Annotated in this window: 11 protein-coding genes and 2 pseudogenes; 8 read left to right on the forward strand and 5 right to left on the reverse strand. The window is 52.5% G+C overall.

Features of this window, described 5'->3' with window-relative positions:
- Positions 1–239: DUF6531 domain-containing protein (locus OGX96_RS12530; protein ID WP_286583203.1), on the reverse strand; the 239-nt coding region annotated here is incomplete at its 3' end.
- 203 nt (positions 240–442) lie between these two features.
- On the opposite strand from OGX96_RS12530, the gene tcuR reads away from it, so the two are divergent.
- The 4 genes and pseudogenes from tcuR to OGX96_RS12550 all read left to right on the forward strand — a co-directional run bounded on the left by tcuR (position 443) and on the right by OGX96_RS12550 (position 5,324).
- A complete protein-coding gene (tcuR, locus tag OGX96_RS12535; protein ID WP_032942702.1) occupies positions 443–1,369 on the forward strand; it encodes a tricarballylate utilization LysR family transcriptional regulator TcuR in 927 nt (308 codons plus the stop codon).
- A gap of 97 nt (positions 1,370–1,466) precedes the next feature.
- Positions 1,467–2,870, forward strand: a complete 1,404-nt coding sequence (gene tcuA / locus OGX96_RS12540) for an FAD-dependent tricarballylate dehydrogenase TcuA (RefSeq protein ID WP_198801718.1) — start codon at positions 1,467–1,469, stop codon at positions 2,868–2,870.
- Positions 2,857–3,976, forward strand: a pseudogene (gene tcuB, locus OGX96_RS12545) (tricarballylate utilization 4Fe-4S protein TcuB). The gene tcuA and the pseudogene tcuB overlap by 14 nt, the downstream one beginning before the upstream one ends.
- Before the next feature lie 53 nt (positions 3,977–4,029).
- Positions 4,030–5,324: pseudogene (locus tag OGX96_RS12550) on the forward strand (MFS transporter).
- Positions 5,325–5,374: 50 nt separating this feature from the next.
- Here the strand turns inward: OGX96_RS12550 and OGX96_RS12555 are convergent.
- The 4 genes from OGX96_RS12555 to nagE all read right to left on the reverse strand — a co-directional run bounded on the left by OGX96_RS12555 (position 5,375) and on the right by nagE (position 11,404).
- Positions 5,375–5,707, reverse strand: coding sequence for a ChiQ/YbfN family lipoprotein (locus OGX96_RS12555; protein WP_008784106.1), 333 nt, complete (start codon positions 5,705–5,707; stop codon positions 5,375–5,377).
- A gap of 49 nt (positions 5,708–5,756) precedes the next feature.
- Positions 5,757–7,163 (reverse strand): chitoporin ChiP, encoded by a 1,407-nt coding sequence (gene chiP, locus OGX96_RS12560; RefSeq protein WP_008784105.1) that lies wholly within the window; start codon positions 7,161–7,163, stop codon positions 5,757–5,759.
- 436 nt (positions 7,164–7,599) lie between these two features.
- Positions 7,600–9,267 (reverse strand): glutamine--tRNA ligase, encoded by a 1,668-nt coding sequence (gene glnS, locus OGX96_RS12565; RefSeq protein WP_048226099.1) that lies wholly within the window; start codon positions 9,265–9,267, stop codon positions 7,600–7,602.
- 187 nt (positions 9,268–9,454) lie between these two features.
- The gene (gene nagE, locus OGX96_RS12570) at positions 9,455–11,404 is read right to left on the reverse strand and encodes a PTS N-acetyl glucosamine transporter subunit IIABC (protein WP_048235881.1); all 1,950 of its coding nucleotides are present in this window, start codon (positions 11,402–11,404) and stop codon (positions 9,455–9,457) included.
- Between the two features lie 342 nt (positions 11,405–11,746).
- On the opposite strand from nagE, the gene nagB reads away from it, so the two are divergent.
- From nagB to nagD, 4 genes are all read left to right on the forward strand, one after another.
- Positions 11,747–12,547 (forward strand): glucosamine-6-phosphate deaminase, encoded by an 801-nt coding sequence (nagB, locus tag OGX96_RS12575; protein WP_003022803.1) that lies wholly within the window; start codon positions 11,747–11,749, stop codon positions 12,545–12,547.
- A gap of 61 nt (positions 12,548–12,608) precedes the next feature.
- Positions 12,609–13,757: an N-acetylglucosamine-6-phosphate deacetylase gene (gene nagA, locus OGX96_RS12580; protein ID WP_003831339.1), complete on the forward strand. Its 1,149-nt coding sequence runs from the start codon at positions 12,609–12,611 to the stop codon at positions 13,755–13,757.
- Between the two features lie 8 nt (positions 13,758–13,765).
- Entirely contained in the window at positions 13,766–14,986 is a 1,221-nt protein-coding gene (gene nagC / locus OGX96_RS12585) for a DNA-binding transcriptional regulator NagC (RefSeq protein WP_057067711.1), read from the forward strand.
- Between the two features lie 166 nt (positions 14,987–15,152).
- On the forward strand, positions 15,153–15,905 hold the full coding sequence (gene nagD / locus OGX96_RS12590) for a ribonucleotide monophosphatase NagD (RefSeq protein ID WP_003022792.1): 753 nt from the start codon (positions 15,153–15,155) through the stop codon (positions 15,903–15,905).
- Positions 15,906–15,943 lie beyond the last annotated feature (38 nt).

Genomic DNA, 15,943 nt, shown 5'->3' on the forward strand with positions numbered 1-15,943 from the left:
CTGTAGGCGCGGGTGAGAACAAACGGCAGCGGGCCGGGCAGGGTGAAATCAGTTTCACCGGGCAGGACCTTGGCGCCGAGGAGCGGGTTGACCGGGGAGCCGGAGGTGACGCCGCCGGGACAGACCGAGCAGGCGACGCCGGTGGGGGCACCAATCATCACGCCCATGGCACCCTGGACAATCGGGCCGCCGAATTTTGTCATGTCACCCGTCCGGGCCGCCGGTTTGCCACCGCTCATTGCCAAATCCTTTTGTAAAACATCAGGATTTGTAACTTACGCCTGTCTGGCGACATGAAGTAGCAGGATAAACAGGATATGAATAAAATTAGGAAAACGTTTAGATCAAGATACACTAATGAAACCTTTCACCCCCTTTCCCCTTCCCTCCGCTCCTGTGTTGCTTTAATGTAAAAATCAATTGCCCCTTCCGGAGAGTCGAAATGGAACTTCGCCAGCTACGCTATTTTGTGCGCATTGTAGAAACCGGCAACATGGGTAGCGCGGCACTCGATCTCAATATCGGGGTTTCGGCACTCAGCCAGCAAATGTCGCGTCTGGAAAACGAACTCGCTATTCGCCTGCTGCAGCGCACCTCGCGAGGCGTGACGCCCACCAGCGCCGGGCTGGCTTTTTACTCCCAGGCGCAACTGGCGCTTCGTCACGCAGACGACGCGATCCTCGCCGCACGCGAGTCCCGGCTTTCCGGGCACGTCAGCGTCGGTATGGCTCCCAGTACCGCTTCCGTTCTCGGAATGCCGTTTATCAACGCCATGCGGGAAAGCTACAGTGATGTCCGTCTGCATGTGGTGGAAAGCCTCTCTGGCAATCTGGAGCGGATGATTAATACCCGCCAGATTGATCTGGCTGTCGTGTTTCAGAAAGAAAAGATCCTGCGCTGGAGCGCCATACCGATTCTCGAAGAGCGGCTGTTTTTGATTGGGACTCATGCCTTACTGGCTGATATTGCCGATGACAATATTGCTCCAGCCCAGTTGGCAAGTATCCCATTGATAATGCCAAGCCCGGGCCACGGTCTGCGCGGCCGGCTGGAAGCGATTTGTCAGGAACACGCGCTGAACATTGAGATCGCCACGGAAATTGATGGTCTGGCGCTACTCATGCGCGCCGTGCGCAGTGGCATTGGTGCCACTCTCCAGCCCGGCGCGGCAATTTCCCATCTAGATAAAGAGACGCTAAGAGTGATCGGCGTTCACAATCCAATACTTAGCCGCCCCAACTTTCTGGTGAGTCTCTCAGACGATGAACTCACCCCGGCAGGCCTCGCGGCCCGCGTGGTGCTGACGAAAGTGATGCATCAACTGGTGGAAGCAGGAAGCTGGCCTGGCGCCATCCTTTACAATAACTAAAGTACCGTTTAGCACCACGTCATAGCGCCCGCACAAGCTGTGCGTATACATTTCAATTACAAATTTAACAAATGGTTAAATGGTAATGGAGTATACGATGGTTGATGTTCTGGTGATTGGTGGTGGCAATGCCGCGTTATGCGCTGCCTTGTCCGCCCGGGAGCAAGGAGCTTCGGTACTTCTGCTCGAAGCGGCTCCCCGGGAATGGCGAGGGGGAAACTCCCAACACACGCGTAATCTGCGCTGTATGCATGATGCGCCGCAGGATGTGCTGGTGGAAAGCTATCCGGAAGAGGAGTTCTGGCAGGATCTGCGCCGCGTCACGGAAGGAAATACCAACGAAGCCCTGGCGCGTCTGGTGATCCGTACCTCTTCCCAATGCCGCGACTGGATGCGCCAGCACGGCGTTAACTTTCAGCCTCCTCTCTCTGGCGCTTTGCACGTGGCGCGGACCAACGCCTTTTTTATGGGGGGCGGAAAAGCCCTGGTGAATGCCTATTACCGCAGTGCCGAAAAGTTGGGCGTGCAAATCCGCTATGACACTCCCGTTCAGGCGCTTGAACTGCACAACGGCGAGTTCGTGGCGGCGCTGTCAGGCAACGAGCGTATCACAGCTAAATCCTGCGTGCTTGCCGCTGGCGGATTCGAATCTAACCGGGAGTGGCTGCGAGAAGCCTGGGGAGAGAACGAGCGCGGCGAGTGGCCAGCGGATAACTTCCTGATTCGCGGCACGCGTTTTAATCAGGGCGTACTGCTTAAATTTATGATGGATGCTGGCGCAGACATTATCGGCGAGCCCTCCCAGTCACACTGTGTGGCAATTGATGCCAGAGCGCCATTATATGACGGCGGGATTTGCACCCGCGTGGACTGCGTTTCGCTCGGTATTGTGGTGAACCGGGATGCTGAGCGTTTTTATGATGAAGGTGAAGATTTCTGGCCCAAACGCTACGCCATCTGGGGACGTCTGGTCGCTCAACAGCCAGGACAGATTGGCTACTCCATCATCGACAGTAAAGCTATCGGACACTTCATGCCTCCGGTCTTTCCTGGCACGCAGGCCGATACGCTGGCTGAACTGGCCTTTCAGTTAGGACTGGATGCCGAACGCTTTACCCACACCGTGACAGAGTACAACAACGCCTGCCAGCCAGGTCAGTTCGACCATACCGTTCTGGATAACTGCGCCACTAAAGATTTGCTACCCGCGAAAACGCATTGGGCGCGACCGCTGGATCAACCGCCTTACTACGGCTACGCCCTTCGGCCAGGAATCACCTTCACTTATCTTGGGTTAAAAGTGAACGAACGCGCCGCTGTGCATTTTGCAGGGCTTCCAAGCCATAACCTGTTCGTCGCCGGAGAGATGATGGCGGGCAACGTGCTGGGCAAGGGTTACACCGCAGGCGTGGGGATGTCGATCGGCACGACCTTTGGCCGCATTGCCGGAAAAGAAGCCGCGCTGGCCGCACGTAAGGAGACACGTCATGAAGCAGCTTGAGAAACTGATCATCGAAGCGCAAATTATCACCGAACCGGAAGCAGAAGTTGAACGCCTGCCGCTATTGCGAAGGCTTTTGCGCCGTGTTCCCGGCCATGGCTCAGCGTCTGGAATTCGGTAAAGCGGATATCAATTATCTGGCAAACTTGTGCCATAACTGCGGCGCTTGCCTGCACGCGTGTCAGTATGCCCCGCCTCATGAATTTGCCATAAACGTGCCGAAGGCGATGGCGGAAGTCCGGCTCGAAACCTATCAGCATTACGCGCAGCCCGCCGCTTTTGGAGCGCTATATCGTCGCGCAGGCGTAACCGTGACGCTGGCGCTGGTATTCGGTCTGATCCTGTTTTTACTCCTCGCTATAGGCTTGAAAGGTTCACTATTCCATCCTCCGCTGGCCGGGGATTTCTATCAAATTTTCCCGCATAACCTGCTGGCCTGGATGTTTGGTTCGGTCTTTGTTCTGGCGATCGGTTTGCTGATGGCAGGCGTTATCCGCTTCTGGCGCGAGATTTCTCCGGACATGCCGCGTTCCGCCGAGATTGCTGAAGCCTCGCACAATGCGCTGACTCTGAAGTATCTCGATGGAGGCCATGGCAAAGGTTGTAACGAAGCGGATGATGCTTTCACCCTGATGCGTCGCCGTTTCCACCACCTTACCTTCTATGGTTTTATGCTCTGCTTTGCCGCCACCGTGGTGGCAACGGGCTATCACTACTTTGCAGGCACAGAAGCACCCTACCCGTTCTTCAGCGTTCCGGTCATGCTGGGCACGTTGGGTGGTATTGGCCTGGTTGTCGGCCCGGCTGGCTTGCTATGGCTTAATCTCAGGCGCTCACCGCTACACGGCGACGCCCGGCAAAAACCGATGGATCGCGGTTTTATTTTGCTGCTGCTGCTGACCAGTCTGACCGGTCTGGCGCTGCTGGCGGGAAGAGATACCTCATGGATGGCTATTTTACTGGCCATTCATCTCGGCGTGGTCATGGCGCTTTTTCTGACCATTCCTTACGGAAAATTTGCCCACGGATTTTACCGCTGCGCAGCCTTACTCAAGTGGGCGATTGAGAAACGGCGCGGCAAACAGGCGGGAGTCTCAGGCGACTAACCCGCAAACTCTTACCTCTATAAATATTATGATAAGACAGTGGAGCAAACCCAATGACACAACAACCATCGCGCACCGGAACTTTCGGCGCAATACTGCGGGTAACCAGCGGTAATTTTCTCGAACAGTTCGACTTTTTTCTGTTCGGGTTTTACGCCACCTATATCGCAAAGACTTTCTTCCCCGCGGAGAGTGAGTTTGCCGGGCTCATGTTGACCTTTGCGGTTTTCGGTTCGGGTTTTTTAATGCGGCCCGTTGGCGCAATCGTGCTGGGTGCTTATATCGACAGAATTGGTCGCCGCAAAGGACTGTGGTGACGCTGGCGATCATGGGCTGCGGGACCCTGTTGATTGCCCTGGTTCCCGGTTATCAAAGTATTGGCCTGCTGGCTCCTGTGCTGGTATTAGTCGGTCGATTATTGCAGGGCTTCTCTGCGGGCGTAGAGTTGGGCGGCGTTTCGGTTTATCTTTCTGAAATCGCCACGCCTGGCAATAAAGGTTTCTACACCAGCTGGCAGTCTGCCAGCCAACAGGTTGCCATTGTGGTGGCAGCGCTGATTGGCTACGGCCTGAATGCCACGCTGGGGCACGATGAAATCTCTGAATGGGGCTGGCGCATTCCGTTCTTTATTGGTTGTATGATTATTCCGTTGATCTTCGTCCTGCGCCGCTCGCTTCAGGAAACGGACGCATTTTTACAACGTACACACCGTCCCGACACCAGGGAAATTTTCACCACTATCATCAAAAACTGGCGTCTGATCTCAGCGGGTACACTGCTGGTGGCGATGACCACAACGACGTTTTACTTTATTACCGTCTATACCCCGACCTATGGCAGGGCTGTACTCCACCTGAGCGCGCGCGATAGCCTGGTCGTCACCATGCTGGTCGGTATTTCTAACTTTATCTGGCTGCCGATTGGCGGAGCGATTTCTGACCGAATTGGTCGCCGCCCGGTGTTGATGGGGATTACCGTACTCGCACTGCTCACCACCTGGCCGGTCATGCACTGGCTCACCGCCGCGCCAGATTTTATGCGCATGACGTTGGTTCTGCTTTGGTTCTCGTTCTTTTTTGGTATGTACAATGGGGCAATGGTCGCGGCACTCACCGAGGTGATGCCTGTCTATGTCCGTACGGTGGGTTTTTCACTGGCCTTCAGTCTGGCTACGGCGATTTTTGGCGGTCTGACACCCGTCATATCCACGGCGCTGGTCCAGCTAACCGGAGATAAAAGCTCGCCGGGATGGTGGCTGATGTGCGCGGCACTTTGCGGACTCGCCGCCACGGCAATGTTGTTTGTCCGCCTGAGTCGTCATTATCAACCGGCCGAACAGAAACTCTGACATACAAACGGGCGGAGAATTCTCCGCCCGTTGTATTTTCATTTTTCGATTTACTGCGCAGTATTCTTACTGCGTATTTCCTGCCAGACCTTGTCACAATCAGCATTGACGGACTGACCGTTACCCGTGCGCGTGGCCTGGATACACTGCTGATAATCCAGCACGCGTACGCTTTCTTCATTGGCAAACTGTTGGTGCTGTTTTTCTTTCTTCAGCACATTCAACACGCTTTGGCAGGCTTCAATTTTCTCCGGCGATCCCTGCGCGGTATTAATACACGCGCTGTAGGCTTCTTTCAGACGGCTGTCCTCTTTCGGCGCAGGAGATTGCGCGCACGCCACCAGCCCTGATGCCATAACGGCGATGAGTATCAGTTTTTTCATAGCACTTTCCTCAACGAGGCGGCAGGCACCCGGCCTGCCGCTGTTGGCATTAGAAGATGGTGAACGGAGCAATAACGATGAACTTCACGTCGCGCTCATCCTGGAACATGTTGCCGTAGCCACCGCCCCAGCTCGGAATGTCTGAATGGTTGTCGTACTGAGTGAAGTGCAGCTTAAACATGGTGCCCTTCGCACGACCTTCCTGCAGGGTGTAGACCGCATCCAGGCTGTAAGAAGATTCTTCGATAGTCCGGTTTTTGTCGTAGTACGCATCCGGGTTGAGCTGCCAGGTTGATGGCTTAGCATCCCATGCGTAAACGTAGGACGCGCCTACCGCCCAGCCCGGCAGATTCCAGTTCTTCAGGTCATACATTGCGCCGAAGAAGACTGCCTTTTCACCGTTGGCGTTGAAGTCAGAACGGTTATCCCACCAGACATCCAGACGACCGTTTGAAGAGGCGTAGGTTGGGGTCATACGCTGCAGGAAGTAACCCTGCTGGCCGTCCGCTTTAACCCAGGTCCCTTCCAGACGAAGGTCAACGACTTCTGCCACTTTGTAGCCAAAGGTCAACGCCTGCAACCAGGCAGTGCCATCATAAATATCGTTCACGGTACGATCATCAACCTTGTCGCGTGCACCGTAGAACTGGTAGCTGGTGGTAAATGGGTTACCGCCTAAATCGAATTTGTAGCTGGCTTTTGCGAAGTACTGATCGACATAACCTTCAGACTGACCAAATGCCGCTTCCAGCAAGAGGTTATTCTTGAAGTCATATTTCGCGCCAATTGAGTGCAGGTAATCAACGCTGGTCTTTTTATCAGCCTGATAGAATTTATCGACTTCGGTGTGCCACGGTGCTTTATATTCGTTAGCCCACATATAGGAGAAGCTCAGTGCGCCAGCATCACCGTAATCGAAGTTGGCACCGGCTTCAGCACCCTGATAGGTACCTGGCATAAAACTCCAGTGCGGTGCCAGCAGAGTCTGCCCGGTTGGTTGAATGTAACCGGCGCGCGCCCAGGTTGGGCCGTATTTAAATTTGGCTGCTGCTTTATAAAGGCTAATCCCGCTCTTATCGCCGGAGTAATCCTCGTCATAGCCTTTATTTTTAGAAGAGAATGCGATTTCGTTTGGATGGCCGCTTTCGCTACTTTCGTTCATTTCAATAGCGGTAAATGCTGCGATATCAATACCAAACATATCGGCCGCATAACCGGACTGGAAGTCGAGGTTAGCGTTCCAGGTGGAGTGAGAAAGGTTGGTTTTATATTTGTCATGATCGGTCACATCTTTACGGTCACGCTCACGCTGCCAGTAATAGATGCCGCCGGTTAAGGTTGAGTCATCAATAAATCCTTCGGCGTGTACCTGTGGAGCGACAACAAAACCCGACATTGCTGTGATACCGGCGATAGCCAGCGCCAGCGTACTACGTTTGCCACTAAACGTACGCATATGTTAATCCTCTTTGACGTATAAAATGCTGCCGACAAAAGCGGACAGCGAAAAAACAAAAAATAAAAAAGTAGCGCTAAGAAAACCTCAGTGACTACAATGAATAGACTATTTTTCGCGACGCGAATTATCAATCTCTTTCTGTAACGAGTATGTAATAGTATGAGCAACCGCACATATTTGATTGCTTTCTGTTACATTTTCATTGGAAGATAAAAAAGCGTTGAAAAAATGAAAAAATCGCTTGTTTTCCATGGAGATGAAATCGGTTTCAGCCCATTTCATATTGAGGTAAGTTATTTAAACGTAAAAACATTCGCCCAGTCCATTATTACGGACATGTAATTAATTCGCTCCGCAAACGGAGCCTGGAACACGGTTTTTTTGCGAAAAAAAACGCCGCATGAAGCGGCGTTTAGAGAGGATGTGTTGCGGCTTATTCGCCCGCTTTAGCCCACGTGTCACGTAGACCAACGGTACGGTTAAACACCAGCTTGTCAGCCGTTGCATAACGACTGTCCAGGCAGAAGTAACCTTCACGCTCAAACTGGAACGCTTTACCTGCAACCGCTGCCTTCAGCGACGGCTCACCGTAACCCTGCTTAATGACCAGCGATTCCGGGTTAATAACGGACAGGAAGTCTTCCGCCGCGCCTGGATTTGGCACGCTAAACAGACGATCGTACAAGCGGATTTCAATCGGCAGCGCATGGGACGCGCTCACCCAGTGAATAACGCCTTTGACTTTACGACCATCGGCCGGGTCTTTGCTCAGGGTGTCGGCATCGTAGGTGCAGAAAATGGTGGTGATATTCCCTTCCGCATCTTTCTCAACACGTTCGGCTTTGATCACATAAGCATTACGCAGACGTACTTCTTTGCCCATCACCAGACGCTTGTACTGCTTGTTCGCTTCTTCACGGAAGTCTGCGCGATCGATCCAAATTTCACCGCTAAATGGCACTTCGCGGCTGCCCATTTCCGGTTTGTTCGGATGGTTAGGCATGGTGACCAATTCGCTTTCGCCCTGCGGATAGTTTTCGATAACCAGTTTAACCGGATCGATAACCGCCATCGCGCGCGGGGCGTTTTCGTTCAGATCTTCGCGGATACAGGATTCCAGAGAAGCGATCTCAATGGTGTTGTCTTGTTTGGTCACGCCAATGCGTTTGCAGAACTCACGGATCGCGGCAGCGGTGTAACCGCGACGACGCAGGCCAGAAATCGTCGGCATACGCGGATCGTCCCAGCCTTCAACGTGCTTGTCGGTCACCAGCAGGTTCAGCTTGCGCTTGGACATCACGGTATATTCCAGATTCAGGCGCGAGAATTCGTACTGACGCGGATGAACCGGAATGGTGATGTTGTCCAGCACCCAGTCGTACAGACGACGGTTATCCTGGAACTCCAGGGTACACAGGGAATGCGTAATGCCTTCCAGCGCATCGCTGATGCAGTGGGTAAAGTCGTACATCGGGTAGATGCACCACTTGTTGCCGGTCTGGTGGTGTTCGGCGAACTTAATACGGTACAGCACCGGATCGCGCATCACGATAAACGGCGACGCCATGTCGATTTTCGCACGCAGGCAGGCTTTACCTTCTTCAAAACCACCGGCACGCATTTTTTCGAACAGCGCCAGGTTCTCTTCGACGCTACGATCGCGGTACGGGCTATTTTTGCCAGGCTGAGTCAGCGTGCCGCGGTATTCACGGATTTCGTCCGCTGACAGTTCGTCAACGTACGCCAGGCCTTTATTAATAAGCTCTACCGCATAGGCGTGAAGCTGATCGAAGTAATCCGAAGAGTAGCGAATGTCGCCAGTCCAGTGGAAACCTAACCATTCAACGTCGTTTTTAATCGACTCAACGTACTCGATATCTTCTTTAACCGGGTTCGTATCATCAAAACGCAGGTTGCACTGGCCCTGGTAATCTTGCGCAATGCCAAAGTTCAGACAAATGGATTTCGCGTGGCCAATGTGCAGATAGCCATTTGGCTCCGGCGGAAAACGGGTATGGATAGTGGTGTGCTTACCACTGGCCAGATCTTCATCGATGATCTGACGAATAAAGTTACTCGGGCGGGCTTCAGCCTCACTCATCGTGGATTCCTCAAAGCGTAAACAACGTATAACGGAGTATGATCTTATAAGCGACGTCAGGAGACAACTATTAGTTGCACAAAAAAGGTGTTTCAACAGGATATATGAGGGTATTTGCTGCAAAAAAAAGCGGCGGAGGAATATCCCCCGCCGCTTAAGGCACTTAACTCACTTTACTCAGGAGCAGTTATTTACCTTTAATCTCATACAGTGGTGTTTGACCGGCAACCACATGACCTTCGGCTTTAATAACCAGAGCGCCGAAATCATCGCTGTTGCTGCACACAACCGGGCTTATCATCGAACGTGCGTTAGCGTTCAGGAACTCCAGATCCATTTCCAGAATCGGTTGGCCTGCAGTAACTTCCGCACCTTCTTCAACCAGACGCTTAAAGCCTTTGCCTTCCAGCGCGACGGTGTCGATGCCCATATGGACCACGATTTCCGCGCCTTTAACAGTTTCCAGGCAGAACGCATGGTTAGTGTTGAAGATTTTCACGATAGTGCCCGCAGCCGGAGCAACCACGATTTTATCCGTTGGTTTCACTGCCACGCCGTCGCCTACTGCTTTGCTGGCGAAGGCTTCATCAGGAACCTGTTCCAGCGCAACTACGTCACCAGTAATCGGAGAAACCAGCGCTTCAACGGTGACTGCATTCGCTACAGCCTGCGGTTTTGCTACTGGGGCCGCTGCTGCTGGCGCACTTTCACCAGATGCTGCTGCCACCGGACCACGCGCGACAACTTTCTTCATTTCGTCGCCGATGGATTCGGCTTTCGCACCCACGATGACCTGGATAGTTTGCTTGTTCAGCTTAACTACTCCAGATGCACCTAAACGCTTACACATCGCATCGTTTACGCGACCGGAGTCGGCAACGGTCAGACGCAGACGAGTGATACAGGCATCAATCGCTTTCAGGTTATCAGTACCGCCAACCGCTGCAATGTAGTTGGTTGCCAGTTGAGCCAAACCTTCTTCAGTGTTGCTGTTGGCTTCTTCAGTAACGATATCGTCTTCTTTATCTTCGCGGCCCGGCGTTTTCAGGTTAAACATACGAATAACCGCGCTGAACAGCACAAAGTAGATAACGAAGAACACCAGCCCCATCACCACCAGCATCCAGACGTTCTTACTTGCTGCCGGCAGGTTGTACATCAACACGTAGTCGATAGCACCTGCGGAGAAGGAGAAGCCTGCGTGGATCCCCAGCAGTGTTGCAACGAACAGGCTGATACCCGTTAACAGTGCGTGCAGGAGGTACAGCAGTGGGGCCAGGAACATAAACAGGAATTCCAGCGGCTCGGTAACACCGGTCAGGAACGCGGTGATCGCAACGGACAGCAGCATACCGCCAACCATCGGACGACGTGCTTTCGGAGCCGCGAAGTACATCGCCAGCGCCGCACCCGGCAGACCAAACATCATGATTGGGAAGAAGCCAGACATGAACATACCCGCAGTGCCGTCACCCGCGTAGAAGCGGTTGATGTCACCGTGGAATACGGTACCTGCAGCGTTAGTAAATTCGCCAATCTGGAACCAGGCGATGGTGTTCAGCACCTGATGCAGACCGGTTGGGATCAGCAGACGGTTGATGAAACCAAAGATACCGGAACCCAGCGCACCAGCGCCCACGATCCACTCACCACCCGCATGGATGGCGTTCTGTACCGGCGGCCATACGTAACCGAAGATAGCAGCCAGCACCAGACAGAAGAAGCCAGTGGCGATCGGCACAAAGCGTTTGCCGCCAAAGAAGCTCAGGAAGTCAGGCAGTTTGATACCAGACCAGCGGTTATACACGGCACCGCCGACCAGACCGGTGATGATACCAGCCAGCACGCCCATATTGATTGCAGGGTTAATGGTAACCATTGCTTTGGTCAATATGAAATAACCGACCGCACCTGCCAGCGCTGCTGCACCTGCGCTGTCTTTTGACCAGCTGGAAGCAACACCGATCGCAAAAATTAACGCGAGGTTATCAAAGATGGCCCCACCCGCTTGCGCGATGAAGGGTACGTTAAGTAAATCTGGTTGGCCGAATCGCAGCAGCAGTGCCGCGACTGGCAGCACAGCGATGGGGAGCTGTAACGCCCTACCCAGCCGCTGGAAAAAACCTAAAATATTCATTTTATTCCCCCTACGAGACCCCGATTAGGCTTCTTTGAAGCCATATTTTTATTGTGCGACCATTCCTGACAGCAAGATTCTGGAACAACGATATTAACCATTCATCTACATTCAGAGTGTGTGAAAAATTAATTCGTATCGCAAATTAAACGCGTGTTTTTTGTGATTCCAGTCACCAAATATCGTTATTAACCCTCCCTTTCACTGGCTAACTACGAAAACTTATTTTATCATTCAAAAAATCGAAACGGATTGATCCTTACCGATGCAAAACCAGGTTACGCTTAATACTGCACAGAGACTCAATCCGCCAATTGCTTACATTTACTTTTGAGGTGAAGAATGAGACTGATCCCCCTGAATACCGCTGAACAAGTCGGCAAATGGGCTGCTCGCCATATCGTTAACCGTATTAACGCGTTCAAACCAACGGCAGATCGTCCGTTCGTTCTGGGCCTGCCGACTGGCGGTACTCCGCTGACAGCTTATAAAGCATTGGTTGAAATGCACAAAGCGGGCCAGGTGAGCTTCAAGCATGTTGTTACGTTCAACATGGACGAATATGTTGGCCTGCCGAAAGAGCATCCGGAAAGCTACCACAGCTTTATGCACCGCAATTTCTTTGATCACGTTGATATTCCAGCAGAAAACATCAACCTCCTCAATGGTAACGCGCCGGATATTGATGCAGAATGCCGTCAGTATGAAGAAAAAATCCGTTCTTACGGTAAAATCCACCTGTTTATGGGCGGTGTAGGCAACGATGGTCACATCGCGTTCAACGAACCAGCTTCCTCTTTGGCTTCCCGTACCCGCATCAAAACGCTGACTCACGACACACGTGTTGCTAACTCACGCTTCTTTGACGGCGACGTAAGCCAGGTACCTAAATATGCCCTGACCGTTGGCGTGGGCACCCTGCTGGATGCTGAAGAAGTGATGATCCTGGTTCTGGGCCACCAGAAAGCACAGGCGCTGCAAGCCGCCGTTGAAGGCAACGTTAACCACATGTGGACCATCAGCTGCCTGCAGTTGCATCCAAAAGCCGTTGTGGTCTGCGATGAGCCTTCCACCATGGAACTGAAAGTGAAGACGCTGAAATACTTCAACGAGTTAGAAGCGGAAAATATTAAAGGTCTGTAATTGATGTCTCCGCCCTGTCGATAAGTTGCAGGGCGGCATTTTTTTGAAATCGGGGGTCGGAATGTATGCTTTAACCCAGGGCCGGATCTTTACCGGTCACGAAATTCTTGATGACCATGCGATTGTTGTCGCCAATGGCCTGATCGACAGCGTTTGCCCACTGGCTGAATTACCGTCAGGGATTGAACAGCGCTCACTGAATGGGGCCATTGTTTCCCCCGGTTTTATTGATGTACAGCTGAACGGCTGCGGTGGCGTGCAGTTTAACGATACGGCAGAAGCCGTAACCGTTGAAACGCTGGAAATCATGCAGAAAGCCAATGAAAAATCTGGCTGCACCAACTATCTGCCAACGCTTATCACCACCAGCGATGATCTGATGAAACAGGGTGTTCGCGTGATGCGTGAATACCTGGCGAAACATCCGAATCAGGCATTAGGACTTCATCTTGAAGGCCCGTGGTTGAACCTGGTGAAAAAAGGTACCCATAATCCGGGATTTGTCCGTCAGCCGGACGCTGCACTGGTTGATTTCCTGTGCGATAATGCGGATGTGATTACCAAAGTCACACTGGCACCAGAAATGGTCCCGGTAGAGGTCATCACCAAACTGGTGAATGCGGGTATCGTGGTTTCTGCGGGTCACTCCAATGCAACGGTAAAAGAAGCAAAAATCGGATTCCGTGCAGGTATTACCTTTGCAACGCATCTGTTCAACGCGATGCCGTACATTACCGGCCGCGAACCCGGTCTGGCGGGCGCTATTTTGGATGAAGCCGATATCTACTGCGGTATCATCGCCGATGGCCTGCACGTTGACTACGTTAACATTCGTAATGCTAAGCGCCTGAAAGGCGACAAGCTGTGCCTGGTTACTGACGCGACCGCGCCAGCAGGTGCAAACATTGAACAGTTCATTTTCGCTGGTAAAACAATATACTACCGCAATGGACTGTGTGTTGATGAGAACGGCACGTTGAGCGGTTCATCATTAACCATGATTGAAGGCGTACGCAATCTGGTCGAGCATGCAAATATCGCCCTCGACGAAGTCTTACGCATGGCAACGCTCTACCCTGCTCGCGCCATCGGCGTCGACAAACAACTCGGCAGCATCGCGCCAGGCAAAGTAGCCAACCTGACTGCGTTCACGCACGACTTTAAAATTATCAAGACCATCGTTAATGGCAACGAGGTCGTTACTGAGTAAGAGAAAGAATGACACCAGGCGGACAAGCTCAAATAGGTAATGTTGATCTCGTAAAACAGCTTAACAGCGCGGCGGTTTATCGCCTGATTGACCAGCATGGGCCAATCTCGCGAATTCAAATTGCCGAGCAAAGCCAGCTTGCCCCCGCCAGCGTAACCAAAATTACGCGTCAGTTGATCGAACGCGGGCTGATCAAAGAAGTCGATCAGCAGGCCTCCACCGGGGGCCGCCGCGCTATCTCTATCGTCACAGAAACCCGCAATTTCCACGCCATTGGCGTACGACTGGGTCGCCACGACACAACACTCACGCTCTATGATATGAGCAGTAAAGTTGTCGCCGAAGAGCATTACCCCCTCCCGGAGCGCACCCAGGAAACGCTGGAATATGCGCTGCTCAACACCATTGCCATCTTTATTGAGAGCTGCCAGCGGAAAATCCGTGAGCTGATCGCAATTTCTGTCATCCTGCCAGGCCTTGTCGATCCTGAAAGCGGCGTCATCCGCTATATGCCACACATTCAGGTCGAAAACTGGGGACTGGTCGAAGCGCTCGAAAAACGCTTCAAAGTCACCTGCTTTGTTGGTCATGATATTCGCAGCCTGGCGCTGGCTGAGCACTATTTCGGGGCAAGCCAGGATTGCGAAGACTCTATTTTGGTGCGAGTGCACCGCGGAACCGGCGCGGGTATCATCTCCAATGGCCGAATTTTCATCGGTCGCAATGGCAACGTCGGCGAGATTGGTCATATTCAGGTAGAGCCGCTGGGTGAGCGCTGTCACTGCGGTAATTTCGGCTGCCTGGAAACCATTGCCGCCAATGCTTCTATTGAACATCGCGTGCAAAACTTACTGAAGCAGGGTTATCCAAGTCGACTCACGCTGGATGATTGCAGCATCAAAGCCATCTGTAAGGCAGCAAATAAAGGCGATAATCTGGCATCAGAAGTCATTGAGCACGTTGGTCGCCACCTGGGTAAAACTATCGCCATTGCCATCAACCTGTTTAACCCGCAAAAAATCGTCATTGCGGGCGAAATTACCGAGGCGGATAAGGTGCTGCTGCCTGCAATAGAAAGCTGTATCAACACGCAGGCGTTAAAGGCGTTTCGCCATAATTTACCGGTGGTTCGGTCCACGCTGGATCACCGCTCCGCCATTGGCGCCTTTGCGCTGGTGAAGCGCGCAATGCTCAACGGTACACTGCTGCAACGTTTGCTGGAAAGCTAATACACGTCATCCTTCGAGCTGCCTCTGCGTTAGCTGCATCTGCTCACCCCGGTCACTTACTTCAGTAAGCTCCAGGGGTTCGCAGACTTGCCGCCTTGATGCAACTCGAATGATGTAGTGTATTTTGTGTATAGTAATGCCTTCTTTTTTTAATGTCGGATTGTCCATGGCCATTAAGAATGTAATTTGTGATATCGACGGCGTGCTGATGCACGACAATGTTGCTGTACCGGGTGCGGCAGAATTTCTGACTGGGATCCTGGAAAAAGGCCTGCCGTTAGTCCTGCTGACTAACTACCCTTCGCAGACCGGGCAAGATCTGGCAAACCGCTTCGCCACCGCGGGTGTGAATGTCCCTGATAGCGTCTTTTATACTTCCGCGATGGCTACCGCTGATTTTCTTCGTCGCCAGGAAGGAAAAAAGGCCTACGTGGTGGGTGAAGGCGCGTTAATACACGAACTGTATAAAGCTGGATTTACCATTACCGACGTGAACCCCGATTTTGTGATTGTTGGCGAGACACGTTCCTATAACTGGGACATGATGCATAAAGCGGCGTATTTTGTCGCCAACGGCGCTCGTTTTATCGCCACTAACCCGGATACCCACGGTCGCGGCTTTTATCCCGCCTGTGGAGCACTCTGTGCCGGTATTGAGAAGATCTCAGGCCGTAAACCGTTTTATGTCGGCAAACCCAGCCCGTGGATTATTCGCGCGGCGCTCAACAAAATGCAGGCACACTCGGAAGAAACCGTTATCGTTGGTGACAACCTGCGTACCGATATTCTGGCAGGTTTTCAGGCGGGTCTGGAAACTATCCTGGTACTGTCTGGCGTTTCCAAGCTTGATGATATTGACAACATGCCGTTCAGACCAAGCTGGATTTACCCGTCCGTTGCTGAAATAGACGTCATTTAATCTCTTTAGCCGGATAACAACATCTGCAAGTTATCCGG

The organism is Citrobacter sp. Cpo100 (assembly GCF_030332595.1).
In the GTDB taxonomy this organism is placed as follows: Bacteria; Pseudomonadota; Gammaproteobacteria; order Enterobacterales; family Enterobacteriaceae; genus Citrobacter; species Citrobacter portucalensis.

What these genes read in the sequence shown, in the direction of transcription:
- tcuR (WP_032942702.1), top strand. Translation starts at nt 443, where the DNA reads ATGGAACTTCGCCAGCTACGCTATTTTGTGCGCATTGTAGAAACCGGC.
- tcuA (WP_198801718.1), top strand. Translation starts at nt 1,467, where the DNA reads ATGGTTGATGTTCTGGTGATTGGTGGTGGCAATGCCGCGTTATGCGCT.
- OGX96_RS12555 (WP_008784106.1), bottom strand. Translation starts at nt 5,707, where the DNA reads ATGAAAAAACTGATACTCATCGCCGTTATGGCATCAGGGCTGGTGGCG.
- chiP (WP_008784105.1), bottom strand. Translation starts at nt 7,163, where the DNA reads ATGCGTACGTTTAGTGGCAAACGTAGTACGCTGGCGCTGGCTATCGCC.
- glnS (WP_048226099.1), bottom strand. Translation starts at nt 9,267, where the DNA reads ATGAGTGAGGCTGAAGCCCGCCCGAGTAACTTTATTCGTCAGATCATC.
- nagE (WP_048235881.1), bottom strand. Translation starts at nt 11,404, where the DNA reads ATGAATATTTTAGGTTTTTTCCAGCGGCTGGGTAGGGCGTTACAGCTC.
- nagB (WP_003022803.1), top strand. Translation starts at nt 11,747, where the DNA reads ATGAGACTGATCCCCCTGAATACCGCTGAACAAGTCGGCAAATGGGCT.
- nagA (WP_003831339.1), top strand. Translation starts at nt 12,609, where the DNA reads ATGTATGCTTTAACCCAGGGCCGGATCTTTACCGGTCACGAAATTCTT.
- nagC (WP_057067711.1), top strand. Translation starts at nt 13,766, where the DNA reads ATGACACCAGGCGGACAAGCTCAAATAGGTAATGTTGATCTCGTAAAA.
- nagD (WP_003022792.1), top strand. Translation starts at nt 15,153, where the DNA reads ATGGCCATTAAGAATGTAATTTGTGATATCGACGGCGTGCTGATGCAC.